Below are 26,348 nucleotides of genomic sequence, written 5' to 3'. Positions count from 1 at the left end.
CGGAGGCTTAATCTCACAAAGTTGGAGGTGTAATTATTTTTGAACGCGATAAATCGATAACTGAACCGCCAAAGGTGCGAGAAAGATTTTCTTCAGTAAATACTTCTGAAGTCTCACCATAGGCGAGAATTGTGCGATTGATCAGGACTACTTGATCGCAAAAAGTGGTGATCGAATCTAAATCATGGGTGGAAATTAAAATCGTATAACCTGCGTCGCGGAGTTCCATAAGCAGATTTATCATCATCTTCTCGGTCTTGACATCCACTCCTGCAAAGGGCTCATCTAGCAATAGAACCTTAGCCTGTTGTGCCAAAGCTCTAGCAAAAAATGTGCGTTTCTTTTGACCGCCCGATAACTCACCGATTTGGCGATCGCGCATTTCCCACATTTCGACTCTCTCCAAGCTATCACGCACAGCATGTTGATCTTGCGATCGGGAAATTCGCAGAAAATTCATGTAGCCATAGCGTCCCATCATCACTACATCATGGACACTCACAGGAAAGTTCCAATCTACTTCTTCTGTCTGTGGTACATAGGCAACTAGATTATTTTTTTGGACAAGGCGAATTGGTAACCCGTTAATTAATACTCTTCCGCTTACAGGTTTGACAAAGCCCATCACCGCTTTAAATAGCGTGGACTTACCTGCGCCATTCATACCGACTAAGCCGCAGATTGTACCTGCTTTGAGTTGGAGTGATGCACTATGTAAAGCTATCTTGCCATGATAGGCAACTGTTACATTCTCAATATCGATGCTAAATGTATTCATAATTTTTCTCCATTTATCTTGATTTAGCCCGTAGCTCGTAGGGTGCGTTAGCGAGCGTAACGCACATTTGCGGTTATTAGGTGCGTTACGCTATTGCTAACGTACTCTACAGAACAAGAAATCTATTGCAAGCCTTTGATTAATGTATTGACGTTGTATTCCAGTAATTTGAGATAGGTCGGGGTAAGTCCATCGGGAGGAGATAGGGAATCCACATAAAAGACACCTCCATACTTTGCTCCAGTTTCTTTTACTACTTGTTGCATCGCTTTATCACTGACTGTACTTTCGCAAAACACGGTTGGGATCTTTTTTGCTTTTACTGTTTCTATTACTTTCTCTACTTGCTTAGGAGTGGCTTGCTGCTCGGCATTTACTGGCCAAATATAAACTTCCTTCAATCCATAATCACGGGCAAGATATGAGAATGCACCTTCACAACTGACGATATATCGCTTGTCTAGAGGAATTGTCGAAATAGTTTGTTTTAGCTTGGCATCGATCGCTAAAATTTGCTGACTATAGGCTTTGGCATTAGCCTCATAGGTTGCTGCATTAACAGGATCGGCTTTGCTCAGAGCTTTGCGAATATTTTCGACATAGACCAAGGCGTTTTGAGGCGACATCCAAGCGTGAGGATTGGGTTTACCTTGATAGGAGTCTTCGGCAATGTTGATGGGTTGAATGCCTTCGCTCAAGGTCAGGCGATCGACTTTAGGAAAACTATTATAAAAGCGATCGGCCCAGCGTTCCAAGTTCATGCCATTATCAAAAATTAGATCGGCTGATTGACCGCGACGGAGGTCACTGGGTGTAGGTTCATAGCCATGAATCTCAGCGCCCACCTTCGTAATCGACTCCACGATCGCTTTATCACCTGCGACGTTTTGCACCATGTCTGCAAGCACTGTAAACGTGGTCAGAATAACTTTTTTGTCTTTGTGCTCTGATGTGCTTGGGGAATTGGGGATGTTACTAGTTTGTGGGGAGGTCGTCGGGAAGTTGCACCCACTCAGGCTAACTGCAAACACAAGGCTAGTAAGGATAGCCCGATAGCTTTTCAAGGACATCAAGTTTTTGGTAAGACTGAGTTTAGGCTCCATGATTACTTTTCATAATCGTTTCATTTTTTAAAATATAGCATATTCAAAGCAAAAAATGAAACGATTATGAAAAGATAGCAATTCTTATTATAAAAATCAGTTTTTTGAAGGTTTGCCTATTGCAAACTCCAAAATTGCTGGAAAAGCAAAGAATTTCTCCGACCTGCAACGCTTTGTGATGTGTAATGCCAATTCACAAACTTAGCAAGGGTTTTAAAACACAAAATGGCTAAACCATTTTGTGTTTTGGTTAATTAATATTACTCTTCTTGGGACTGATAGTCGCCACCTGAACCGTAGTGCCATGCGTCAATCTGGCGTTGCCATTGATATTTTTGCTCAGGCAAGAGATTAGCGATCGCAGGTTCTACCCTTTTACCAATTTGATTCAAAAAGCTATATGCACCTAAACCCAGATAATGCTTTAGCCAATCTAGTAAAGTTGGAATTCCAACCTGTTGCATAATCTTCAGAACTAAAACAGGATCAGCAATAGACATTGCTAGCATCGTCCTCGCTAGTGGAATGAACTGCACCACATCTTGCAAAAATGGATAGAGAACCCGATCGCCTAATTTCTCCATTGAGTTAAAAGTTACACCTAACAGATAATTAATGCGATCGCTTTCGATTTGTTGATTGACAGCGACGCTCATCGATTTTTGAAATAGCCAAGTTACTGAGAGATTTGGTTGATAGGGCTGTAGCGATCGCAGATTTTCTTTGGCTAACAAGTCACTACGCAAAGCCGTATCAATCCCATCGGTCAAACGGGGTAAATGTCTCACCATTGCGCCAAATCCACCAAAGCTAAGCGGCGATTGCATTCCTGAGCTATCACCAACCTGCAAAATCCGATCCCAAGGCGTTTGTAAAGGATTTTGCTTGTAAGAAGGGAAAAAGCCAAAGAGAACTCGTTGAAATTCTAGTTGAGCCAGTTCTATCTCTTGATATTTGGGCAGCCAAAACAAATAATCTTCCATTAGTTCTGCAAAGCTGGGACGCTGTGGATCGGCATCCACATAGGTGAACATATAGGTGGTTCTGCCATCTTTAGCAGGAAAGGCTTCCCAAAAATATTGGCATTGTTTTTGTATGGGCGTGAAACTATAAATCAAGTCACCATAGGATTTTTCGGGTATTCCCTTCGCACAGCTTCCCACCACCATACAAACACCATCGGGCTTGATATTTCCCTGTACTTGCGATCGCGCTTGTTTTGCGATCGGAGAGAAATGTCCCATCACATCTAACAATAATCGTCCTGTAATCCTCTTGTTTTCCGCTCCCTTGGCAGATGCAACTTCCACAGCAACACCATCAGCATAGGCGATCGCCTGTTTAAAAGCAGTTTGTTCTAATAATATTCCACCAGCATCCAAAAACTTTTGTTTCAGAATTTCTAATAAATAAACAGGATCAACGCCAATATTGAGAATGTCACGCACCCAAAGATCTTTACCTCCCTGAAAGCCAACTCTCGCAGGATTGTAGATTGTCGCGATCGCAGTTTCTAGTTCTGCTTCAGTTAATAAATCTAATTCTAAAAATGCATTTAACTCCTTACGGGAAATATTCCATTCCTGCGCTCTGCCCCGCAATATGCCCTGTTCAATAATCGCCACGCGCCAGCCTCGACGCTGCAATGCAGAGGCGATAAATATGCCCAATGTGCCACCACAAACGATCGCATCAAAATCTTTGTCGCCTAGCTTCGCTGAAGTTGTCTGAACGACCTTCGTGACTTCCTGATTGCTTTGGCGATAGCTCGTCCAGAAAGCATCCATGCGTTCTAATTGCGCTGGAATTTCCGCAGGCATTTGCGATCGCACAGACTCAAATAAAGACATAATTTTTCATATAAGTAGATGTCGGCTGCGCCGACATCTACTATCCTAACGCTGATAACGAGGATCACAATAATCTCGCAACCACTTATTTGTCGCATCTGCGATCGCCGCATCACTTACATCCACAGGTGGAGTTTGTCCAATCCGCATAAATGCCATCGACAGCCGCCAACCATTTGACGTGGGAACCAAAAATAACCAGTAAGCCCGTTGCGATGTTTCGGCTTTACCCGTTTGCCGCTCTAATATTGACAAGAAAACCTGTTGGGGGAGGCGATCGCGAGCTTGGTCAGGAGCCAAAGGCAAAGGCTCTAGTTCTGGCTGGCTGATGGTCATCACCTCTCGTTTAATCCGCAAACGACTATAGGCACGGTTGAGATAGTCTGGTAAGTCCTTAGCAAGGGCATAGCTTAAGCTCGTAAAGTCCGCAGGGCAAGTACGATTATTAATATAGGTCTCGGCTTTTACAGGATTAGGGATATAAATACAGGTAGTTAGGGCGATCGCCGCCACAAGCTTCGACAATTCTCCAATTGAATGCATTGATGGTTTGTGAGTCATAAATATCGTCCACAGAAATGGTCGCCAAAGAAAAAAATTCGTTCAATGATGCATAAGTACTTATAGTTTAAAGCAGCGATCGCGCAAAAATGTCCTTAGCCACGCGATAAAAGTTCCTTTAAAATATCAAAGTCGATGGGTTTACTGATGTATGCATCCATCCCAGCGGCAGCATATTCTTGCTGATCCTCTGGAGAAGCATTTGCAGATACTGCAATGATGTAAGGACGAGAGTGTTGATCCCAATCAGCAATAATTCTTTTTGTGGCTTCCACTCCATCTAATACAGGCATTTGAACATCCATCAAAATTATATCGTAGGGTTTCTCCCGCAGCTTTATTATCACTTCTAATCCATTGTTAGCGATGTCAGTCTCATATCCTAATCTCTCCAAGTATATCTGTAAGAGCATTTGATTATAGTCCACATCCTCGGCAATTAGAATGCTTAATGGCTTGGTTTCTGTTGCTTTTTCCTGACCATCGATCGCTACTTCTTCGATCAAATCCTCAGTTTTTGCTGATAATAGGGCGATCGCTTCAGTTCCTGACATAAGCAGGGTTTGTGGTTGATTCCCGATTAAGTCCAACTCAAAGCTAAAGGTACTGCCCACGTTTATTTCGCTGACGACCTTGATTTCACCACCCATTTTTTTGACTATATTTTGGCTAATCGCTAGTCCCAAACCTACGCCTTGACTTCTCATTTTAGATTTGCCAGCCTGCTCAAATGGCAAAAATATTTTCCCCATCTCGGCGGCGGATATCCCTATACCTGTATCTGAGATCGCGAACTGAATTAGTTGATTAGAGCTGCTTGATTGACTGATCGTAACGGAAAAGGTGATCGCTCCATTAGTTGTGAACTTAATCGCATTGCTAAGCAGATTGAGCAAGACTTGTCTTAATCGCTTTTCGTCTGCATAGATGGTGTCAGGAAGATCGGGGGCAAACTGCTTTGTCAAGACAAGATTTTTCTCCATAGCCTTGAAATAAACCATCCCCACTGTGACTTCCAAGAAACTAGATAGAGTCAAAAGATTTGACTCTATCTCTATTCTGTTAGCTTCGATTCTAGAAATATCGAGCAGATCTTCAATTAGTGAAAGCAAATGTTCACTAGACTGCAAAACAATTCCCACATATTCCTGATCTTCAGTATTTAGGTTCGGACTATCTAGAAGAATTTGTGAAAAGCCGATGATTGCATTGAGAGGAGTGCGTAATTCATGACTAATATTGCCCAAAAACATACTCTTAGCCATATTCGCATGTTCAAAAGCAACCATTGCTTCTGACAATTCTTGATTTTTAGCAACCAGTTGACGTTTTTGGAGATTACGTTCAGTGATATCTTCGATCGCAATCAAAATCATCTCAACTATATTACTTTGCTCAATTCGACAAGCATTTATGGACATCGTGCGTGTGCCAAGACGAGCAAATTCTTGAGTAACTTCATAGTCTTGGACAGAAATATTCAACTGAAGAATTTCATTTAGTAGCGATCGCATCTTGGGACTATCCCAATCTCCATTTCCTAATACAAAGATTGATTGATTTTCGATCTGCTGCGGATATATTTTGAAAGTTTGATAAAAGGCGCTATTTGCAGTAATCACTTGTAGCTCGGCATTTAGCACCATCAAGGGTTGATGTAAAGTCTCAATGATTGCGGTCGCATAATTGCGTGCTGCTTCTAACTCGATCACACTGCGCTTCAGAATATCGATGTCAAATAAACTGATTACCACACCATCGATGTGATTATCAGTGGTGCGATAGGGGCGGATTCTCATACTAAACCAATTCCCTGATTGATCCCTTACATCCTGTTCATGGGGAATCAGCGTATCAATTACCGATGTTACCAAGTCTCTGATATGTTGAATCTCAAGGTTAATCTGAATGTCACTAAAAGGTCGTCCCACATCACTAGGGATTAGGTTAAATGCTTGCTCAGCCATTGGCGTAAAGCGTCTGATTCGCAAATCGCCTGACAACATCAAAATTGGGATATTCACACTGCTTAGCAGATTTTGCATATCATTATTGACTTGATGTAGCTGCATATTACGACCACGTAATTCATCATTAATCGTGCTTAACTCTTCATTAGTGGCTTGGATTTCTTCCTTCGCAGTTTCTAATTCTTCATTGGTGCTTTGTAATTCCTCATTGCTTGACAAGATCTCTTCACCTGCCACCTTGAGGTCTTGATGGTTAACTTCTTGAGACTCAATGATCGATCGCAAATATTCCTTGGTTTTAGCTAGCTCATGGGTGAGTCGCACTACTTCTATGTTTGCAATTGAGCGTTCTTTGCGGGGCTTGATCTGTGGACTTGTGAGGGAAGGTGCAAGCATTATTGGTGCTGTTCGACTCTCAAATAACACTAAAAAATATTGATCGCTATTTGCCTTGATAGGAATCACATCCAACTTCACTAGAATACCTTTCGACAGCTCAATGCCATCTTTAGTGATCGGCAAATCTTGATCTCTGGCATTATAAATTGCCGATCGCAAATCTAGACGCAATTCTAAACGAGCCATCTTCAGCAAATTTAGGCTAGCCTTTCCAGGAGATGGCTCTAAATAGGGGCTTGTCTGTCCTCGAAACTGCAAAATTTCTAGCTCTGTGTTAATTATCACGCCTGCGGGCGCATATCGACTTAATATCACCTGATCGGCTAGTTGTTCTAAACTGACTTCCACAACTTCTTCCTTGTATTTACCTAGATTTGCAGTTACGCTTCTATATTGACTTTTGACAAAATTGAAATTTAGACGTGATGACGTAATTTTACTTTTATAGATACGATTCTTTTTGTCAGCGATCGCAAATAAATCTTCTGCATTCCCAATCCCTTCAGCGCTTCCCAACATCAAAAAGCCATTAGAATTAAGTGCATAATGAAAAATCGGCATCACCTTTTTTTGAAGTACTGGTTCTAGATATATCAACATATTGCGGCAACTAATGAGGTCTATTCGCGAAAAAGGTGGGTCACTGGTCAAATTTTGCCTTGCAAATATACATATTTCCCTGACTGTCTTGCCAATCTGATAGCCGCCTTCCACGGGTACAAAAAAGCGCCGCAACCTTTCTGGGGAGATATTCGTTAACAAATCATGATGATAAATTCCTTGCCTTGCCTTGTCGATAACGACTTCACTGATATCAGTAGCAAAAATCTGAATGGCAGGTTTGATAGGACGATCATCAAGAAATTCCAACAAACTAATTGCGATTGAATAAACTTCTTCACCCGTAGCGCAACCTGCTACCCAGATCCGCATGGGTAACTCCAGCGATTTATACTGGCAAATCACAGGGAATACTAACTTTTGTAAGGCGTTAAAAGAATCAGGATCTCGAAAGAAACTAGTTACATTAATCAGAATGTCATTGTATAGATTCTCAACTTCAATAGGATGCTCTAGCAAATAGGCGGCATAAGCTTCTAACTTTTGCAGATTAAGTAATCCCATCCGCCGCAAAATTCTCCGCCTAATTGTACCTTTCTTGTAATTGCGAAAATCTGCCCCCATCGCATCCTTTAATAGCTGAAAAATAATTTCTAAAGCTTTAGTACTTTCGGCAGTTTCTGTAAAAACTAATGTAGATTTATCATCAGCTTCATAGAGAGTAATTGCGCTACTTAAAGCTTCATCATGCTCAAGTCCATTGCTGATGTTTACCAGTTCTGCGGCAATCTGCACAGGTGGCAACACAAAATCCACGTAGCCCGATGCGATCGCAATCATCGGCATAGTGGGAAATTCGGCTGATTCAAGGTCTTGAGCGAAGGTAATTCCCCCTGCTGCCTTAATTGCACCTAGGCCTGCTGTCCCATCTTCATTGCTCCCCGATAAAATCACGGCGATTGCTTTTACTCCAAAATCGGCAGCAAGCGAACTAAAGAATTCATCAATTACCATATATTTGCCTTTGACTCTCTGCCGCTCACCCAGTCTTAACAGACCTTGCTCTAGAGTCATCGAAGTATTCGGCGGAATCACATACACCGAATTTGGCATAATTCTCACGCCTTCTTTTGCTTCATTTACGGGCATCTTTGTAGAACGCCGTAAGATCTCACTTAGCTGACTATGATGTTGCGGAGCTAAATGCTGAAGCAGCACAAAGCCCATGCCAGTATCTGCTGGTAAAGCTTCGAGAATTTGCGTAAATACTTCCAATCCGCCAGCCGATGCCCCGATTGCGACGATTGCAGAGCATTCTTGTAGTGCTTGTTCAGATTCTGATAAATCCTTCGATTCTGAATCAGGCATGACGAGCTTCCTATGGATTTATGACATATTCTCAATATTACCAACGTTGTGATGAAGTTAGGAGTGAAACCTTAATTCATTACAGAATCTCAGTAATATAGTGGTTTTCAGATTACCACTGTACAGAAACCACAAAAAATGTAGGGGCAATTCATGAATTGCCCCTACATTTTTTGCACCACACTCAACTGAAAACCGCTATACCAATTAGCAGCCTGTTGGAGAAACCAAAAATCCTTCTTGTGGGATGTGTTAGCGTAACGCACCATCAACAGCCCTGCACTCAAGTGCGGGCTAAGAGCTAAAACCCGTTGAAACGGGTTAATTTAGACTTATTCTTCAGTCGGTTTCAACCGACTTGAGCTTTCAGCCCGCACTTGAGTGCAGGGCTGCGGAACCTACACCGCGATCGCGGCAGATTTAGTTGTACCGAGCGATTCCATTACCAATTCTGCAAGGTCATTGATAAAAACTGGATGACTATTTAATGCAGGAACACGAGCAAAATTGTGAATACCAGCTTCTTCGGCAACTTCCCGATATTCAATATCGATCTCTTGCAAAGTCTCAATATGCTCAGACACAAAACTAATTGGCACAACCAAAAGATCGTTAACGCCGCGCTTAGCCAAGTTCTTAATTGCTTCCTCGGTATATGGTTGTAACCACTCAACGGGGCCAACGCGACTCTGGTAAGCAAGGGTATGAGCGTTGTAGCATTGATAATCGCGGCGAAGAGCCTTCATAATCCCATCAACACAGTTTTCCATTTCTGACTGATACGGATCGCCATATTTGGTCACATATTTTACAGGCACACCATGAGCGCTAAAGAATATATGCACATTCTCAGGTTCGGCAAAAGCTTGTAATTTAGTATTGATCAGATCATTCATAGCCCGAATATAGCCAGTGCGATCATACCAAGACTGGATTGTGATTTTTTCGATCGCTTGAAGTTCAGGATCATTTTCCCAAAGCGTATCCAGTTGCTTGATGCTTGAACCACTAGTACTGATCGAATATTGAGGATATAAAGGCAAAACCACAAGACGAGTAATGCCGTCCTGTTTGATTTGGGCGATCGTCTCTTCGGTATAAGGATGCCAGTAGCGCATTGCTACATAAACCTTGGCATCGACTCCATGACGCTGCAACACGTTTTCAATATTTTCGCCTTGCTCTTTGGTAATCTGGAGCAGTGGTGAACCACCGCCAATCATGCGGTAATTTTCTTGACTGATGGGAGCGCGACTAGCCGCAATCAGCGAGGCGATTGGCTTTTGTAAAAAGGGAAATGGGAGGCGAATGATTTCTGGATCAGCGAATAGATTGTACAAGAAAAGATAGACATCTTCTAACTTCTCAGGGCCTCCTAAATTTAATAGTACTACTCCAACACGACCAGACATAAAACAATTTCCTAAATTTGGTAAGTTAATAACTTGATGAATTTGAGTGACGCAAAGCAACGCTCATAGACGATGAATAATAAAAATTTTCAAAATGGGGTAGTCCTAAAAAGAAGAGGATTTATATGGTAAGAACAGGCGTTGCTTCGCGCTGCCTTTCCTTACCTATCCTTGCCTCTCCAAAATGGAGTTGCCATTTTGAAAATTTTTAAACCCAGATTGGGCTTGTTTTTTTTATTACTGAAAGTGTTACTACATTTCCAGTAATTGTTATAAATGGAATTTTTTATTAAGTTAAATTTTAAATTTTAAAACTCTTCCTAGATCTTAGTCTAAGTTATAGGTAAGTATAAGCTTTTGTTTTGGGCTAAATACTCACAAGTTAGGGTGTCGCAGAGCAACACCCTACTGCGATCGCTTATCTAACCATTGCTTGACACAGGCTTCCAATAGATCAATGTCTAATGGCTTTGTCAGATAATCATCACAACCTGATGCGATCGCTGATTCTTTATCGCCTTTCATTGCATGAGCAGTTACCGCAATAATTGGGATTAGGGACGTGCGATCGTTAGCTTTGAGTTGTCTAGCAACTTCCCAGCCATCTACCTCTGGCAAAGATAAATCCAGCAAAATCAGATCGGGATGATTAGTTTCCAGCCAATCTAGAGCGGCTCGACCATCTTGGATGCAAGTGACGCAGTAGCCTGAATCTTGAAACACCTGCTCCACCAAAACTTGGTTGTCAGGTGCATCTTCGACCACTAAGATTAGCGGAGGGCTTTTAAGTGCGGGCATAGGTACTGAGCGGTTCTTTAATAAACTTGATATAGAGATGTTTAAAGGTCGATCTCAAAACTCTGGGCATTCCAAAGTCAATTGCCATCATCGTTTCAGGCAGTTTCCAATCTTTGCTTTGCAAATTAGCGATCGGCTCGCCAATGATGTCAATCGCATTAAGATCACTACAAAGCCCAGTGCGTATGGCGGCGGCAACCGTCGGTACATCTAGAGGCTGAACTCCGAGAATCTCCACCATAACGCGATCTAGCGCAAATACGTCACAGGAAGCCGCTAAAATCCCTAAATCTTTGGGTTCACCAGCACTTGGCCCATTGCCTTCATGTCCAACAATACCATCAAGGATTGTTAGTTCAGGATTAATCGCTCTTGCCGTTTCAATTAGCATTTGCGCAAATCTTTCGACATCTTTTCCAGCTTCCATATGCCACCAAGCTTTCATTTTACCTGGTACACAGCCAAAGAGATTTTTGACACCTAGAGTCAGGGTCAGTTGCATATGTGACTTCACCTTGGGCAAGTTAATCACTACATCGGCATCCATCGCCTCTTTACTCAGCCGCAAATGTTGTAGCTCACCTTCGCCTTCAGTTGCGTAACGCTTACCATGAAATTCGATGATCGGGATTCCCAATTCTTCGGCAAGGGGTAATAAGCCATTTGCCTTGGCAATGCCTTTGGCGCTCCCAAAAGCAGGACTATCACCTAAAAAGGGTTTGCCTCCAGCATCTTGTACCATTTTGGCGACGCAATACACCAATTCAGGGCGAGTGGTGCATTCTTTGGTAGGACGCGATCCTGTAAGTAGGTTGGGCTTGAGGAGAACGCGATCGCCTGCTTTGACGATGCTGGACATACCTCCTAGGGGTGCAAGTACTGCCTCTAGAGCTTGCATTAGTGATGCTGTTTCGTAGCTAGAGGTATGTAGGAGACTGACGATTGGTTTCATGAATGTTTCTAGAAGGTGGTGGGTCAGCGAACTACTTAAAATATAGCCTAGTAATATGGCTTATACCAAAACACAAAGTGGCGTAGCCACTTTGTGTTTTGGTATTACATTGCTATCGCGATGTGCAACTAAAAGTCTGAAGCCCTCTAAAATCAATAGCTCAAAAATATAGCAGTAGCCACTTTTATCAAGATAAATCAAAACCCAAATAATGAGAGGCGGCGCTTCGCGCCGCCTCTCATTATTTGGGTTTTATGTCCTAACTAGAATGGCGACAGCTATAGTTGCCCATCGCGTATATTTTAGTAAAAGTCTCACCAAGTGAGACTTTTATGACAGAATTTATAAGCACAATGTCAAAAAGTTTTCGTTTAGATAGCCATCATGCTCAAAGCTGGGATTGTCGGACTACCCAATGTGGGGAAGTCTACGTTATTTAATGCCCTAGTTGCCAACGCCAAGGCGGAAGCAGCCAACTTTCCCTTTTGTACGATTGAACCCAACGTTGGCTCGGTGTCCGTCCCTGACGATCGCCTAAATACCCTCGCCGCAGTCGGTAAATCCGCACAAATTATCCCTACCAGAGTCGAATTTGTCGATATTGCGGGACTGGTCAGAGGCGCAAGCAAAGGCGAAGGACTAGGAAATCAATTTTTAGGAAATATTCGAGTCTGCGATGCGATCGTCCATGTCGTGCGTTGTTTTGAAAATGACGACATTATCCATGTTGAGGCCTCGATCGATCCTGCTCGTGATATCGAAATCATTACCCTCGAACTTGCCCTATCCGATTTATCTCAAGTCGATCGCCGCATCGATCGCACCCGCAAAGCTGCCCGAGCCGATGCCGATGCCAAAATCGAATTAGCAGCCCTTGAAAAAGTCCGCGAGACGCTCGATGCTGGTAAACCTGCACGTCTAGCTAATCTCACCGATGAAGAGAAAGAAGCAATTTCTGTATTGCAGTTGCTCACTCTCAAACCGACGATTTATGCCGCCAATGTCTCGGAAGATGATCTTGCCACAGGCAATGCTTTTGTCGAGAAGGTAAAGGCGATCGCTGCTGCCGAAAATGCTGAAGTAACTATTGTTTCCGCTCAAGTCGAGTCGGAGCTTTTGGAGCTACCAGACGACGAGCGTCAAGACTTTTTGGAATCTCTCGGAGTCAAAGAGGGTGGCTTAAGATCCTTAATTCGCTCTACCTATCACCTCTTAGGACTACGCACCTATTTCACTGTTGGGCCTAAAGAGGCGCGTGCATGGACAATTCATGCGGGAATGAAAGCACCTCAAGCCGCAGGGGTAATTCACTCTGATTTTGAGAAAGCCTTTATTCGAGCGGAAACTGTAGCGTTTAAAGACCTTGTGGATTGTGGCTCGATGACTGCGGCTCGTTCTAAGGGATTGCTACGCAGTGAAGGCAAAGAATATGTCGTACAAGAAGGTGATGTGATTTTATTCCTCACCAGCGCGTAAATATTAATCCAAGAACTCAAGTTCTTGGCTAAAAGCTCAAGTCCACTGAAGTGGACTAAAGGATGATTTCAACCTAACCCGTTGAAACGGGTTTGAGCTTTTAGCCCGCACTTGAGTGCAGGGCGACTGCTATATACAAAGCAAAAAGACCTAGCCATTGGCTAGGTCTTTTTGTTTCGGAATACTTTAGGATCTTTAGGTCACAGTCAACTGCTGGAAGGATCTCAGGTCTACTAGTAAATTAGGCTAGCGAACTAGAGATAATTAACTAAATACCTTACAGAACAGCCCCAGCACACAGCTCGGAAACCTGAAGACCCACACGTTTACCGTTACTACTATCTGATTGCATGGGCATCACCTCCTGTTATCTAAATGTTTATTATCAAGTGTGGTTCGGCTTGACACCGAAGGTTTATTCAACCTGAAATGTAATATAGCCGACAAATCAGGATTTGACAATAGAGATCATATAGCAATGCTAGTTTTGCAAACCTAAATAGGCGGCGCGAAGCGCCGCCTATTTAGGTTTGCAAAGCCTTATAAATCAAATTTCAGCACCGAAGGTGCTGAAATTTGATTTATAAAGCTTTGCGAAAAATGATGATGGTTCTGTTGCTGTTTCTGGCGATCGCATCGGGAATATTCCCATGCATAATCTGCTGCACAATGCCCTCACGACTTGCACCTAACATAATTACATCACTTCTTTCCTGATTAGCCAAATCGAGAATTGCATCGGCAATTGATTTAGAACAAATGGGAATCTTGCCAACAGAAAAGCGAAGCGATTTATATAAATAATCCGCATATTTCTCCAACTGACTTGCCTGATAATTTCCATCCACAGGAGAAAAAATTTGACAGAGGCAGACTTCTGGATAAGGAGAAAGAGTCATCAGTGCAGGTAGTAGCAGCAAGGCATTCTCAGTATTTGGTCCTCCAGCAATCGGGATTAACCAACGATTAAAGGAAATACTTGGCTTCTTGAATTCTTGATTAAATGGATTAACTTTCTGCAAGCGATCGCTAAATTTGACAAGCATTACATCACAATTTGCTTGCCTCACCACCGTATCCACCGTATCTCCAAATATACGTTCAGAAGATTTCGATTTACCATACCAGCCAAGTAATAACAAATCAATCTGGCGATCGCTAGCTACTTCTAAAATTGCCTGCCCCTCATCATGGGCGACACGTACTTGCAAATGGAGAGAAACTTTTCTAGTCTTGGCAGCATTAGCCACCTGCTGAAATAGTTCTAAACTAGGATTTAAATCGACAGCTGTTGCTGATGGTGTGAGATGGGGAGAGATGGAGATAATATGCAGACATTCTAATTCGTAGTTTTGCTTGTCTGCGATCGCAAGGGCGATTTCAATCAAATACATTGCAGTTTGAGGATTATTCAAGGGCATTAATAAACGCCCCTTGCCCGTCGCAGTTCCGCGCTGTTGGTAAACAAGATAGGAGGATTTGGATGTTTGGGAACTGACTCCTCGCAATCGCTTTGCTTGAGCACGTAAAATATCACTGCGAGTGATAATACCGACCAGCTTGTTGCGATCGATCACTGGTAAACGCGAAAGCTTGTAATAGGAAAGTAGATAGAGAACTTGAGAAAGGCTCTCTTCAGGACTAACTGTAATCGGCTTTTTCGTCATGATTTGGCGGATCGCAACAGAGTCCGATATCTTGCTCTCTTGAGCCTTGACTAAATCCATTTGCGTGACAATACCGACTAGATGCCCATCAGTAACAACAGGAAAGCCACGATGTCGCGATCGCGCAAATGTCTGTATCGCCTCATTGATGATCATGTCACTGCTTAGCGTTTCTACCTGCTGCTGCATCACATCCATAGCTCTCAGTCCATCCCACAATCCATCGGTGACAGTTTCAGCCTCAAGATGAATACCTTTCTGTTCCAATAAATGTGAGTACAATGAGCCAGGAGCATATTTTTCTGTACAGAGATAGGCAACTACGCTAGTAATCATCAATGGCAGAATGATATTAAAATCTCGCGTGATTTCAAACACAATCACAAAGGCAGTAATTGGTACTTTAGCGACTGCCCCAAAAAATGCTCCCATTCCCGAAAGCGCATAGGTTGCGAGAGTTCCCACACCCAGTAGCGAATGTTCTAAATTCCCCACCAGTGAGCCAAGAGCCGATCCTAAGATCAAGCTAGGTACAAATAATCCTCCAGAAGTCTCGGCACTACAGGCAATTAGGGTGAGGATAAATCGCACTGCAAAGGTTCCTGCGGTAACTTTCCAGTCTGATTGTCCCATTGCCAAAAATAGCTGCAAGCCTGTACTGTCGCGAAAGTCATTGGGTAATATGGCGATCGTAATTCCCGACAAACAACCTGCGATCGCAATCCGCCATGCTAATCCAATTTTAAAAAAATTGCGATTCCATTTGATTACGGCGAGTACACTGTGATTAAAGAATGCTGCAAACCAGCCAACTAGCAAACCTAACAATAGAAGAAAAGGAATTTCTTGGGCAGAGAATTGAATGACAGGAATAGCTGAGGTAAGGCTGTGACCTGACAACATCAAAGAAACGACACCGCCAATAAACGAAGCGAGAATCGCAGTTCCTAAAGTCAAGCTTGAGACATCATGCAGCAGTTCTTCAATCACAAATAATACACCTGCGATCGGTGCGTTAAATCCTGCGGCAAGTCCTGCGGCGGCTCCTGCGGCGATCAGTTGACGCTGGTATTCAGGCGAGGTGGGAATCCATTGACTTACCTGTCCTGCGATCGCAGCTCCAATTTGCACTGTTGGCCCCTGACGACCGAGTGCTAATCCTGAACCGAGCGCCAAAATCGTACTGGCAATCTTGACCACAGCAACGCGCAGATTTAGTGCGATCGGAACGTAACCAAGGGCGGCTTTGACTTGAGGAATGCCACTACCTGAAGCCTCAGGTGCAAATTGTTCGATTAAAAATCCTGAAAGATATCCGCCAGTCAATCCAATTATGGGTAATGCAAACCACGCTGGTAAGTCGTTAGCAATTTGTAGCCGCCAACCACCGATCCAGCCAATTCCCTGTTTCAACATGACGGCAGCTAATCCTGCCACTACCCCTATCAAACAAGCTTCAAAAATGGCTAGACGTTTTGGTTTTAACCATTTATGCAATGATGATATGCCTGAAGCCATAAAAAGTTACTGAGTCTTACGATAAAACTCATTACATCGAATATTTAAGTAGTTTAACCGACAACGAGTAGGCGATCACCAGATATCTAAACATCTAATTCGTAGCACTTTTCATTCGTCAAGATTTCAGATCAAATAACTTTGGTCTGAGTCAACTCTACTCTATTTCCATCTGGATCTGAAACTACCGCACGCCATCCCCAAGGAGAATTTGCAGGTGCTGAAATAATTGAAGCCCCATGCTTTTTAAGTTCGCTGACAATGGATTCTAAAGAAGTTACTTGAAATCCCAGTCGAATTGTGGATGTTGATTCTGAGCCAGTTACTAATGGATATATTTCAAAGGTGATACAACCTATCTCACTAGCAAAATGTTCTAAACCTTTGCCATGCTGATGCTTGACGAACGACAGCCCTATTAATCGATAGAATGCAGCTGATTTGTCAATGTTGCTGGAACGGATTACCACAAGATTTAGAAGAATTTCACTCATTTGAATTTGTAAACCATATTAAAAACCATTTAAGAATTGTCTAGATCCCCCCCAGCCCCCCTTAAAAAGGGGGGAGAATTAAATTCTTCCCCCTTTTTAAGGGGGATTGAGGGGGATCTCTTAGGACTTTTGACCGCAGAAAGTAATTCTTAAATGGCTTCTTAAAAGAATTGCCACCACTGAAGAACTATTGAAGATTCCAACTCTGCCCTAAAAACAGTAGATGAAGATCGGCTATAATTGATTGCTGCCTTGGCGATTAATCAAACTTGAGCTTCACTGACTATGTTACGGCTAACTGAAATAAAACTTCCTCTCGATCATCCTGAAGATGCGATTAAATCTGCAATTCTCAAAAAGTTGCAAATCAAATCAGAAGAATTAACAAGTTATTCTATTTTTAAGCGTAGTTATGATGCAAGAAGAAAGACAGATATCTATTTAGTTTACATCGTCGATATCGAAACACCTTTAGCGAAGCAATTAAGCGATCGCTTCGCTAAAGATCCCCATGTCATACCTACGCCTGACACCAGTTATCACTATGTAGCCAAGGCTCCCAGCACACTAACTACTCGCCCGATCGTGATCGGTATGGGACCAGCAGGTATGTTTGCGGGGTTGATGTTGGCACAAATGGGATTTCGTCCAATTATTTTGGAACGAGGTAAGGCAGTACGCGATCGCACGGCTGACACATTTAATTTCTGGAAAGGAAGAGCCGAATTTAATCCCGAATCTAATGCTCAATTTGGTGAAGGTGGCGCGGGTACTTTCTCCGATGGCAAACTCTATAGTCAAGTCAAAGATCCGCATCATTATGGGCGCAAAGTCCTGCATGAATTTGTGAATGCTGGTGCTTCTCCTGAAATTCTTTACATTAATAAACCGCATATTGGCACACTTAAGCTCGTCGGTATAGTTCAAAGTTTTCGTTCCCAGATCCAAGCTCTCGGCGGAGAAATTCGCTTTCAAAGTCGGGTGGAAGATATTGACATTCAAGATGGTAAAGCGAAGGGAGTTATCCTAGCGAATGGAGAATATATCGCCAGCAATCAGATCGTTCTAGCGATCGGACATAGTGCCCGTGACACCTTCCAAATGCTTTATGATCGCGGCGTATATATTGAAGCCAAACCTTTCTCGATTGGATTTAGAATTGAACATCCTCAAGATTTGATCGATCGCGCAAGATTTGGTGATTATGCAGGTCATAAGATTTTAGGTGCTGCTGATTATAAATTGGTGCATCATTGTAAAAATGGACGTTCTGTTTATAGCTTCTGCATGTGTCCAGGGGGGCTAGTTGTAGCAGCAACTTCAGAAGTCGGAAGGGTGGTGACTAATGGCATGAGTCAATATTCACGAAATGAACGCAATGCCAATAGTGGCATTGTCGTTGGGATTACTCCCGAAGATTATCCAGAACATCCTCTAGCAGGAATTGATCTACAGCGCCGTTTAGAATCTCGCGCTTTTGAGCTTGGTGGTGGAACCTATGCGGCTCCAGCTCAACTCGTTGGTGATTTTCTTGCCGATCGCCCTTCTCAAGAGCTAGGCAAAGTACATCCTTCCTATGCTCCCAATGTCCATTTGGGGGATTTGAGTGAGAGTTTGCCAGAATATGCGATCGCTGCCATTCGAGAGGCTTTACCTGCCTTTAACAAACAAATCAAAGGATTTGCGATGGATGATGCGATGCTCACGGGTGTAGAAACGCGCACATCTTCGCCAATCAGGATTAAACGCAATGAGAAATATCAAAGTTTAAATGTGGAAGGACTTTTTCCTACGGGTGAAGGCGCTGGCTATGCAGGAGGTATCCTCTCGGCGGGAATTGATGGCATTAAAGTCGCTGAGGCTGTGGCTTTGAGCATAGCTGCTAAGACATAAAACCCAAAAGGGATTTGCGGCGCGAAGCGCCGCAAATCCCTTTTGGGTTTTAGAGCGATATAATGTCATAGCTGCTCATTGCTATTTGGATAACTAATGCATCGTATCGCTACTATTTCAGGCGGCTGGAACCAGTCCACCGACAGCGTTGTTTTTGTCGATCAGCAACCTGCGCCGATTGTCATTATCACGGCTGCCGATACGGATATCCAGACCCTTGCGGCGGCTACTGCTCAATTACCTGAAGATTTTCCGCAGATTCGGGTGGTGAATGTATTGCAATTGCAGCAACAAATAGCGATCGATACCTATGCAGAAGAGATTTTAGGAAGTGCCAAAGTAATTATTGTTAGATTGATTGGAGGACAATCTTACTGGAGCTATGGATTAGAGGTGGTTAAGGAAACTGTGGCAAATACTGGTGCAGTCTTGATAGTGTTGCCAGGAGATGAGCATCCTGACCCGAATTTAACTAGCCATTCCACAACAACTCTAACTTTGGTGAATCAGGCTTGGCAATATTTCATCGAAGCAGGAGTTAGTAATTATCAGAATTTATTGAAGTTTATTGCCAAGGAATTTTTAGCAATTGCGATAGAATACCAAATACCGCAGCCAGTGCCGCGCATTGGCATATATGAATTTACAGCTCCTCAATCTTCTGTCTCCGTTTTAGAAGTTGATCCCCCCCAGCCCCCCTTGAGAAAGGGGGGAGAAGAAAATGCTTCCTCCTTTTTAAGGGGGATTGAGGGGGATCTCGGACTAGTGGCGATTCTTTTTTATCGTGCTCATTATTTATCGGGAAATACATCAGCGATCGCCGCTTTATGTGAAGCTTTACATGCAAGGAATCTCACGCCTTTACCAATTTATGTTTCATCCTTAAAGGAACCCGATGTGCAAGCGGAATTAATTCGCTATTGCTTGCCTGAATCTGGTCAAAAAGTTGATGTAATTATGAATACGACTAGCTTCTCTTTAGCGAGTTTAAAAACGGATACGCCGCAAGTCGATCTATGGGAAGCTTTGAATGTGCCTGTGTTTCAGGTGATTTTTAGTGGTGGGCTGAAGAAAACTTGGGCGAATGGTACGCAGGGATTAAATCCTCGCGATATGGCGATGAATGTGGTTTTGCCTGAAGTCGATGGCAGGATTATCACTAGGGCAGTTTCTTTTAAAGCGATGCAGGGGCAAAATCTTGCCTTACAAACGGAAGTGCTGACCTATGAACCCGTGCGATCGCGAATTAATTTTGTGGCTGATCTGGCGGCGAAATGGTTACAGCTAAAGCATACCAATGTGGGCGATCGCAAGATTGCGTTGATTCTCGCTAACTATCCCAATCGTGATGGCAGATTAGCGAATGGTGTGGGTTTAGATACGCCAGCGAGTTGTTTGGAGATTCTCAAAGCTTTGCGAAGTTCGGGCTATAGCGTTGGGGAAATCCCTGAAACTAGCGATGAACTGATGAAGTTATTAACGACAGGTGTAACCAACGATCGTGAATCCTTTGGGGTGCGTCAGGTCTATCAATCGCTATCCTTAGAAGATTATCAAAACTATTTCCAGAATTTGCCAGAGCTTGTCCAAAATGGAATTAAGTCAAGATGGAGTGAGCCGAGACAAGCAAAAGAATTTGAGATCGCTGGTATCCAATTTGGCAATATTTTTGTCGGGATTCAACCATCTCGTGGCTATGACCTCGATCCTACACTCAATTACCATGCGCCAGATTTAGAGCCGACCCATGACTATATGGCTTTCTATCATTGGGTGCGCAACAAGTTTAACGCCCATGCGATCGCCCATATCGGCAAGCATGGCAACCTTGAATGGCTCCCAGGAAAGAGCGTAGCTCTGTCGGAAAATTGCTATCCTGAAGCCGCCTTTGGTGCGATGCCGCATTTTTATCCCTTTATCGTTAACGACCCTGGGGAAGGCTCTCAAGCCAAAAGGCGATCGCAAGCGGTAATTCTCGATCATCTTACGCCGCCGATGACTCGCGCTGAGCTATATGGTGGTTTGCAGCAATTAGAAGGCTTAATTGATGAATATTACGAAGCGGAAACTCTCGATCCTTCGCGTTTGGGGATGATTCGCGATCGCCTTATAGAAACCATCAAGCAGGAACATCTCCATCAAGATTTGGGGATTTCCCTAGACCGTTTAGAGGATTCGCTGAATACAATTCTCACCACTGCCGATGGTTATCTCTGCGAAATTAAGGAAGCTCAAATTCGAGATGGGTTGCATATCTTCGGGCAATGTCCAGAAGGTCGGCAGTTAAGGGATTTAGTCGTTGCGATCGCCCGCAATCCTACAGCTAATCGGATGGGTTTGACTAGAGCGATCGCGCAAGATTGGGGTTTAGATTTCGATCCATTGACTGCGGATTTAGGTGATTTACTTCCAGCAAGTTCTCATCCACGCTTAGCGAATTGTAGAATTATTGGTGATGCGGTTGAAGTTATAGAGGAATATGCGGCGGATTTGGTGGCACAGATTATTGAAGAGATCCCCCCTACCCCCCTTGCAAAGGGGGGCGAAATTGCGACAGAACTAATATGGATTCGCGATCGCCTTTTGCCATCTCTCTACAAAACCAATCAAGAAATCACGAATCTCCTGCGTGGACTCAATGGTGAATATATTCCAAGTGGCGCATCAGGAGCACCAACTAGAGGCAGACCCGAGGTACTGCCCACTGGACGCAATTTCTATTCGGTGGATATTCGTGCAGTGCCGACAGAAACGGCTTGGGATATTGGGCGCAAGGCTGCGGATGTGCTGATCGAAACCTATACTCAAGAACATGGCGAATATCCGCAAACCTTGGGGCTATCGATTTGGGGAACTTCGACAATGCGAACGGGTGGCGATGATCTTGCTGAAGCTCTGGCTTTGCTTGGCGTGCAACCTGTTTGGGATGGCGTATCGCGGCGCGTGATTGATTTTGAGATCTTGCCATTGTCGATTCTGGGTCGTCCCCGTGTGGATGTGACCTTGCGAATTTCGGGATTCTTTCGAGATGCATTTCCCAATCTCATCGATTTATTTGATAGTGCGGTGAATGCAGTGGCGAATCTTGACGAACCTGCCGATCAAAATCCGCTTGCGGCAAAAGTTCAAGAAGAATCTACTCGCTGGCAATCTGAAGGGCTGACCATAGAACAAGCAGAAGAGCGATCGCGTTATCGGGTATTTGGCTCGAAGCCGAGTGCTTATGGTGCTGGTTTGCAGGGTTTGATCGAGTCGCAAAACTGGGAGAGCGAGCAGGATCTAGCCCGTGCCTATATTAATTGGAGCGCCTATGCCTACACTAGCAAGTCTGAGGGTAAATCTGCTCCTGAAGCCTTTAATCAACGGCTCGGCAATATGCAAATCGTGCTGCAAAATCAGGACAATCGCGAGCATGACATTCTCGATTCCGATGATTATTATCAGTTTCAGGGTGGGATGACCGCAGCAATCGCCTCGATATCTGGCAATGCGCCAGAAGTATACTTTGGCGATAATTCACGGATGGCACAGCCCAAGGTTCGTAAATTGAGTGAAGAGATTGCGCGGGTTTATCGATCGCGTGTCGTCAATCCCAAATGGATCGCAGGAGCGATGCGTCACGGTTATAAAGGAGCTTTTGAGATGTCGGCAACGCTCGATTATCTGTTTGCTTATGATGCTACGACTAACTGCGTTTCGGACTTTATGTATGAGGGAGTTTCGGAAGCCTATATCTTTAATCCTGAAGTCCAGAATTTCATCAAATCTAGCAATCCTTGGGCGTTGCGAGATATGTCGGAACGCTTACTAGAAGCGAATCAGCGTGGGATGTGGCAAGACGTGACTGCGGATATGTTGGATCGCCTAAAGGCGATCGCTAATGATGCCGAAGGTGCGATCGAATCTCAGACCTAACTGTCTATAGCTAACTTTGCGATCGCCTATTCAAGACAAACTTAAATAATCTGATACAGAAATAATTGCAATATCTTGAAATGGATTTAGCACAAGCAAATCTTGATCGCCAGTGATGATGTAACTCGCCTTACCGTTGACAGCCAGTTCTAAGAACTTATCATCTTTGCGATCGCGACATGCAGTAATTTTTTCCTTGATTTCGATGATTTCTGCATCGACAAAAAATCTAGCAATGAATTGTACACGCTCTTCCATTGATAAATATTTATCAAATTTTTTGCGCCTTAGAACTTCCTCCAGTTCTAAGATAGTTGCTGTGGATAGTAAAATATTATCTGTGGAATAAGCAATGTTAAATGCTTGTCTTGGCAAAGAACGAGGAAACATCAAAGCACTGACAATGACGTTCGTATCAAAAACAACTCGATTAATCTTCATCAGCAAGAATTGATTCTAAAATTTCAGGAGTTAGTCCGTTCTTTTCAGCTTGATAGCCAATATTATCCATAATTTGCATTAAGGATATTTCTTTTAACTCTTTTTGTACCAAAATATTAAATAGCATTTCTATCTTTTTACGGTTGGTAGAGTTGATTTCCTGATAAGCCTTAGCAACTTCAGCATCGACTTGAATTGTAATACTTCCCATGTTAATAACCTCTGATAATTGTTTGTAAAATCTCTGGAGTTAATCCATTGGCTACAGTCTCATCACTAAGTCTATCCATTGTATTTTGTAATTTACTGATTTTCAAGGCTTGTCTCATCCACTGATTGAGCCATGCTTGAATCTGTTGTTGTTGCTCTGGTTGTGAAGATTGAAATGCTTGGGCAATGTCTTCGTCTATTTGAATAGCGATCGTTTTCATGTTTTTTATCCTCATTTATTTAATTTTAAGAATTCTTGTTTTGAGTGATTATATGGTTAAAAATTTTCTCACAGAGAATTTTAATTTTGCGATAGTTTTTTAATGACCATTTAGTATCTTGTATAAATTTGACAGCAGAATCACAGAATGTACCTTTTGCTTTGATTGTTCCAGATTTTTCAGCGAAAACTGCCCTCTCTAGTGGCTGTGGTAAAAGACTATCAAGATACTCTCCTAAAGGAATCTTAGGCTTTGAATATTTTTTGTAATCGATAGAATTTATATCTACTTGATGGTTCTCAAACTTATTGGCAACTATTTCTCTTAGTACTTCAACTGGTAGAAGGTTTTCAATTTCTTTTACTTCAAGAAGATAAAATCTATCGCCTAGCATGTCGGTATATATTTGCTTACGATCGCCTTTGGTGGCTACATCACCATCAGCGATAAGAAAAGCATGGGCGCAAACATAACTAGCTTTAATCTCTTTTGTTTCTTTTTCATCTGGCTCGAAACTCCAATGGGTTAAATTTGCGCCTTGATATTCTACAAACGAGTAATGGTAATCTTCTTTTAGTTTAATTAGTTCACTATATTTTTTAGGATCGCTATACTCTAACTCATCAATATATTTTTTCATGTAAGCTTTGAGATAAAGACGATCTGTTTTACCTTCAACCCAAATTGTTGCGTTAGTAATAAAGACAGATGAGTTTCTTACTCCTAAGTCAAGTAGTATTTCTCTATCGCGTGGTGAAGATGGGCGAATATGAAACTGTGGTTGAGTATCTTCATGTTTAGAGAAATGAAATACTGAGATATTGGCAAAATCAATTGTCATATCTAGGAAATGATTAGAGTGAGAAGTGATGAAATATTGATGTCGATCAACTTTTGATAGTACTTCTAAGAATGCTCTTTGCATTGACGGATGCATAAACATATCAGGTTCTTCCATAAAGAAAAGACACCTTTCTTTTTCCATAAAAATGTTAAAAGTACAAATAATTAGATTTTGTAAACCATCACCTAAGTTATAAATTGGAAATTGAGGCTCCTCACCAATTTTAATGTGAACTACTTTTGGCTCTTTCTCTCTGGGTATTAAAGTTACTTCTTTATTCTCAAAAAAGTTCTCCGATAGAAACTCCTCAAACTTTCTCACCTGTTTTCTTTCATCTGGTTCACCAAGTAGTTTTTCCTTCAGAGTTTGATATAACTCAAGCCCTGTAAATATTTTCATATTCTCTAATAGAGTATCTTTGCCAAAGTAATCTTTCTTAGTTCTATTTTCGTATACATTATGTTCTTTCTTTATTCTGCTTTTACAACTTATATTCTGATCTTCTAATAAGGGACGCATCCCTCTAAGACTAGGTATGTAATATCGTCTCTCACTACCCAACTTTAAATCAATATTAAGTTTGTCAAACTCTTTCTTAGAACTTTCACCAATGAACCTAATTGGATATGCATAAAGCTCTTCTTTTTTAGCTGTGGTTTCAGTTATGTTGATAAGGGTTTGCAAAATATCTTCAATAACTTTATATATTGGATTATTACAATCAATAAAGTCTCTGTCTTGAGCTTGTAACTTTTCCTCTATGTATGTGATAGAAATATCTCCAACTACCGTTACATTTGGGCGTGTATTAGTAAAAACCAATTGAAAGTCCCTATCAAGTTCTTTTAGTAAATTATGGCAATCTGTTGCATCATATTTATTCGTTTTATATCTAAAAAATTTTAGATAGAATAAAGAGCGGATTAATCTGCTCTTACCACAATTATTTGAGCCGATAAATATATTTACTAAAGATAATGGCTCAAGTGATTTAGATTCACCAACTGAATAACTTAAGAATGGCTCTTCAGAAGGTAAAAGTATTTCTTTGTATCTGATTTTATCTTCCATATTTTTTTAAGTGCTAGATTAATAACGCCTCAATTTTGCCGATAACTTCATCAATAATACTTGCAGAAGCCTTCTCAATAAAATCAATCTTTCTCGCTTGCCAATCTAAACTCTTAATCTGATCAGCAAGAATCACTCCCTTAGCCTTAGTATCCGTGAGCTGAACTTCAAACTTCCATCCCTTAATTTTAGAAGTAATCGGACAAATCAGAGCCAAATTAGACCTTTGATTATAGGCGATCGGCGAAATCACAAAAGCGGGACGATATCCAGATTGTTCATGTCCAGCCTGTGGATCGAAATCTAGCCAGACAATATCACCACGATCAGGGATGTATAGCTTTACCATACTTCATTCCCAACAGAAACACCCGTAGGAATTTCTGCATGGAGATGCTCAGAGGTCATGCCATTCAGCAATTCATCTAGAGTATATTTTTTACGCTGATGCGGTGTCAAAACAATCTTGCCATCAATAATATCAATACTGATTTCGCTTCCAGCTTGAATTTGCACCTGTTCGGCTATAGCTTGAGGAATGCGTACAGCCAAACTATTACCCCACTTAGCGATCGCGGCAGTCATAAAAATCACCGTCAATGTATCTATATTGTATCTACATTAGCTTAATTCACGGCTCATATCAGTATCAGTAGAGATAAATTTACGATCTTTGGTTTCTTTGATGCGATCGCCTTGCTAATTCGTGATGATGGATTTAGGCGATCGCTATTTTTCATGGCAAAACCTCACCTAGCTCAAACTGGAGTTACAGAAAATGTAACAGCGTTAGGCGATCGTAAATTATGTCCTAAACTAAAAGCATAGAAGTATAGACATCTTAAA

The 26,348-nt window shown here is 42.3% G+C and carries 20 protein-coding genes; 4 read left to right on the top strand and 16 right to left on the bottom strand.

What is annotated here, in order from left to right; translation table 11 throughout:
- Positions 1 to 13 precede the first annotated feature (13 nt).
- The 8 genes from CQ839_RS00635 to CQ839_RS00600 form a co-directional block, all read right to left on the bottom strand.
- Positions 14 to 778 carry a metal ABC transporter ATP-binding protein gene (locus CQ839_RS00635; RefSeq protein WP_103666351.1) on the bottom strand — a complete coding sequence of 255 codons (765 nt, stop codon included), beginning with the start codon at positions 776 to 778 and terminating at the stop codon, positions 14 to 16.
- 122 nt (positions 779 to 900) lie between these two features.
- The gene (locus CQ839_RS00630; protein ID WP_103666350.1) at positions 901 to 1,881 is read right to left on the bottom strand and encodes a metal ABC transporter substrate-binding protein; all 981 of its coding nucleotides are present in this window, start codon (positions 1,879 to 1,881) and stop codon (positions 901 to 903) included.
- Positions 1,882 to 2,141: 260 nt separating this feature from the next.
- Positions 2,142 to 3,731 carry an FAD-dependent oxidoreductase gene (locus tag CQ839_RS00625; RefSeq protein WP_103666349.1) on the bottom strand — a complete coding sequence of 530 codons (1,590 nt, stop codon included), beginning with the start codon at positions 3,729 to 3,731 and terminating at the stop codon, positions 2,142 to 2,144.
- Positions 3,732 to 3,776: 45 nt separating this feature from the next.
- Complete coding sequence (locus tag CQ839_RS00620) at positions 3,777 to 4,292, bottom strand: hypothetical protein (protein ID WP_258040578.1); 516 nt, start codon at positions 4,290 to 4,292, stop codon at positions 3,777 to 3,779.
- A 95-nt stretch (positions 4,293 to 4,387) separates the two neighbouring features.
- On the bottom strand, positions 4,388 to 8,590 hold the full coding sequence (locus CQ839_RS00615; RefSeq protein ID WP_103666348.1) for a chemotaxis protein CheB: 4,203 nt from the start codon (positions 8,588 to 8,590) through the stop codon (positions 4,388 to 4,390).
- Between the two features lie 398 nt (positions 8,591 to 8,988).
- The gene (gene hemH, locus CQ839_RS00610; RefSeq protein ID WP_103666347.1) at positions 8,989 to 10,002 is read right to left on the bottom strand and encodes a ferrochelatase; all 1,014 of its coding nucleotides are present in this window, start codon (positions 10,000 to 10,002) and stop codon (positions 8,989 to 8,991) included.
- 405 nt (positions 10,003 to 10,407) lie between these two features.
- On the bottom strand, positions 10,408 to 10,800 hold the full coding sequence (locus CQ839_RS00605) for a response regulator (protein ID WP_103666346.1): 393 nt from the start codon (positions 10,798 to 10,800) through the stop codon (positions 10,408 to 10,410).
- Positions 10,787 to 11,752, bottom strand: coding sequence for a DUF362 domain-containing protein (locus CQ839_RS00600; RefSeq protein WP_103666345.1), 966 nt, complete (start codon positions 11,750 to 11,752; stop codon positions 10,787 to 10,789). The genes CQ839_RS00605 and CQ839_RS00600 overlap by 14 nt, the downstream gene beginning before the upstream one ends.
- 384 nt (positions 11,753 to 12,136) lie before the next feature.
- Between CQ839_RS00600 and ychF the strand changes: the two genes are divergently transcribed.
- Positions 12,137 to 13,228: a redox-regulated ATPase YchF gene (gene ychF, locus CQ839_RS00595; RefSeq protein ID WP_103666344.1), complete on the top strand. Its 1,092-nt coding sequence runs from the start codon at positions 12,137 to 12,139 to the stop codon at positions 13,226 to 13,228.
- Positions 13,229 to 13,809: 581 nt separating this feature from the next.
- On the opposite strand, the gene CQ839_RS00590 is transcribed toward ychF, so the two are convergent.
- The gene (locus CQ839_RS00590; protein ID WP_103666343.1) at positions 13,810 to 16,413 is read right to left on the bottom strand and encodes a chloride channel protein; all 2,604 of its coding nucleotides are present in this window, start codon (positions 16,411 to 16,413) and stop codon (positions 13,810 to 13,812) included.
- Between the two features lie 131 nt (positions 16,414 to 16,544).
- Positions 16,545 to 16,907 carry a VOC family protein gene (locus CQ839_RS00585; RefSeq protein ID WP_103666342.1) on the bottom strand — a complete coding sequence of 121 codons (363 nt, stop codon included), beginning with the start codon at positions 16,905 to 16,907 and terminating at the stop codon, positions 16,545 to 16,547.
- A gap of 285 nt (positions 16,908 to 17,192) precedes the next feature.
- On the opposite strand from CQ839_RS00585, the gene CQ839_RS00580 reads away from it, so the two are divergent.
- Positions 17,193 to 18,800 carry an NAD(P)/FAD-dependent oxidoreductase gene (locus tag CQ839_RS00580; RefSeq protein ID WP_103666341.1) on the top strand — a complete coding sequence of 536 codons (1,608 nt, stop codon included), beginning with the start codon at positions 17,193 to 17,195 and terminating at the stop codon, positions 18,798 to 18,800.
- Positions 18,801 to 18,896: 96 nt separating this feature from the next.
- Complete coding sequence (gene cobN, locus CQ839_RS00575; protein ID WP_103666340.1) at positions 18,897 to 22,715, top strand: cobaltochelatase subunit CobN; 3,819 nt, start codon at positions 18,897 to 18,899, stop codon at positions 22,713 to 22,715.
- A gap of 30 nt (positions 22,716 to 22,745) precedes the next feature.
- Here the strand turns inward: cobN and CQ839_RS00570 are convergent, their stop codons facing one another.
- The 6 genes from CQ839_RS00570 to CQ839_RS00545 are packed head-to-tail and all read right to left on the bottom strand — an operon-like array spanning position 22,746 to position 26,087.
- Entirely contained in the window at positions 22,746 to 23,156 is a 411-nt protein-coding gene (locus CQ839_RS00570) for a putative toxin-antitoxin system toxin component, PIN family (protein ID WP_103666339.1), read from the bottom strand.
- Positions 23,146 to 23,367, bottom strand: a complete 222-nt coding sequence (locus CQ839_RS00565; protein WP_103666338.1) for a hypothetical protein — start codon at positions 23,365 to 23,367, stop codon at positions 23,146 to 23,148. Before CQ839_RS00565 ends, CQ839_RS00570 begins: the two co-directional genes overlap by 11 nt.
- Position 23,368: 1 nt before the next feature.
- Complete coding sequence (locus CQ839_RS00560) at positions 23,369 to 23,587, bottom strand: hypothetical protein (protein WP_103666337.1); 219 nt, start codon at positions 23,585 to 23,587, stop codon at positions 23,369 to 23,371.
- A 25-nt stretch (positions 23,588 to 23,612) separates the two neighbouring features.
- Entirely contained in the window at positions 23,613 to 25,502 is a 1,890-nt protein-coding gene (locus tag CQ839_RS00555) for an AAA family ATPase (protein WP_103666336.1), read from the bottom strand.
- Between the two features lie 13 nt (positions 25,503 to 25,515).
- Entirely contained in the window at positions 25,516 to 25,851 is a 336-nt protein-coding gene (mazF, locus tag CQ839_RS00550) for an endoribonuclease MazF (RefSeq protein ID WP_103666335.1), read from the bottom strand.
- Positions 25,845 to 26,087, bottom strand: coding sequence for an AbrB/MazE/SpoVT family DNA-binding domain-containing protein (locus CQ839_RS00545; RefSeq protein ID WP_103666334.1), 243 nt, complete (start codon positions 26,085 to 26,087; stop codon positions 25,845 to 25,847). Before CQ839_RS00545 ends, mazF begins: the two co-directional genes overlap by 7 nt.
- Positions 26,088 to 26,198: 111 nt before the next feature.
- Here CQ839_RS00545 and CQ839_RS25595 point away from each other — a divergent pair, with 111 nt between their 5' ends.
- Positions 26,199 to 26,330 (top strand): hypothetical protein, encoded by a 132-nt coding sequence (locus CQ839_RS25595; protein ID WP_258040577.1) that lies wholly within the window; start codon positions 26,199 to 26,201, stop codon positions 26,328 to 26,330.
- The last annotated feature ends 18 nt before the right edge of the window (positions 26,331 to 26,348 follow it).

Origin of the sequence: Pseudanabaena sp. BC1403 (genome assembly GCF_002914585.1) — a bacterium.
Lineage (GTDB): Bacteria > Cyanobacteriota > Cyanobacteriia > Pseudanabaenales > Pseudanabaenaceae > Pseudanabaena.
Note: the sequence above shows the minus strand (reverse complement) of the source record. Positions and strands in the feature narration are given on the sequence as shown.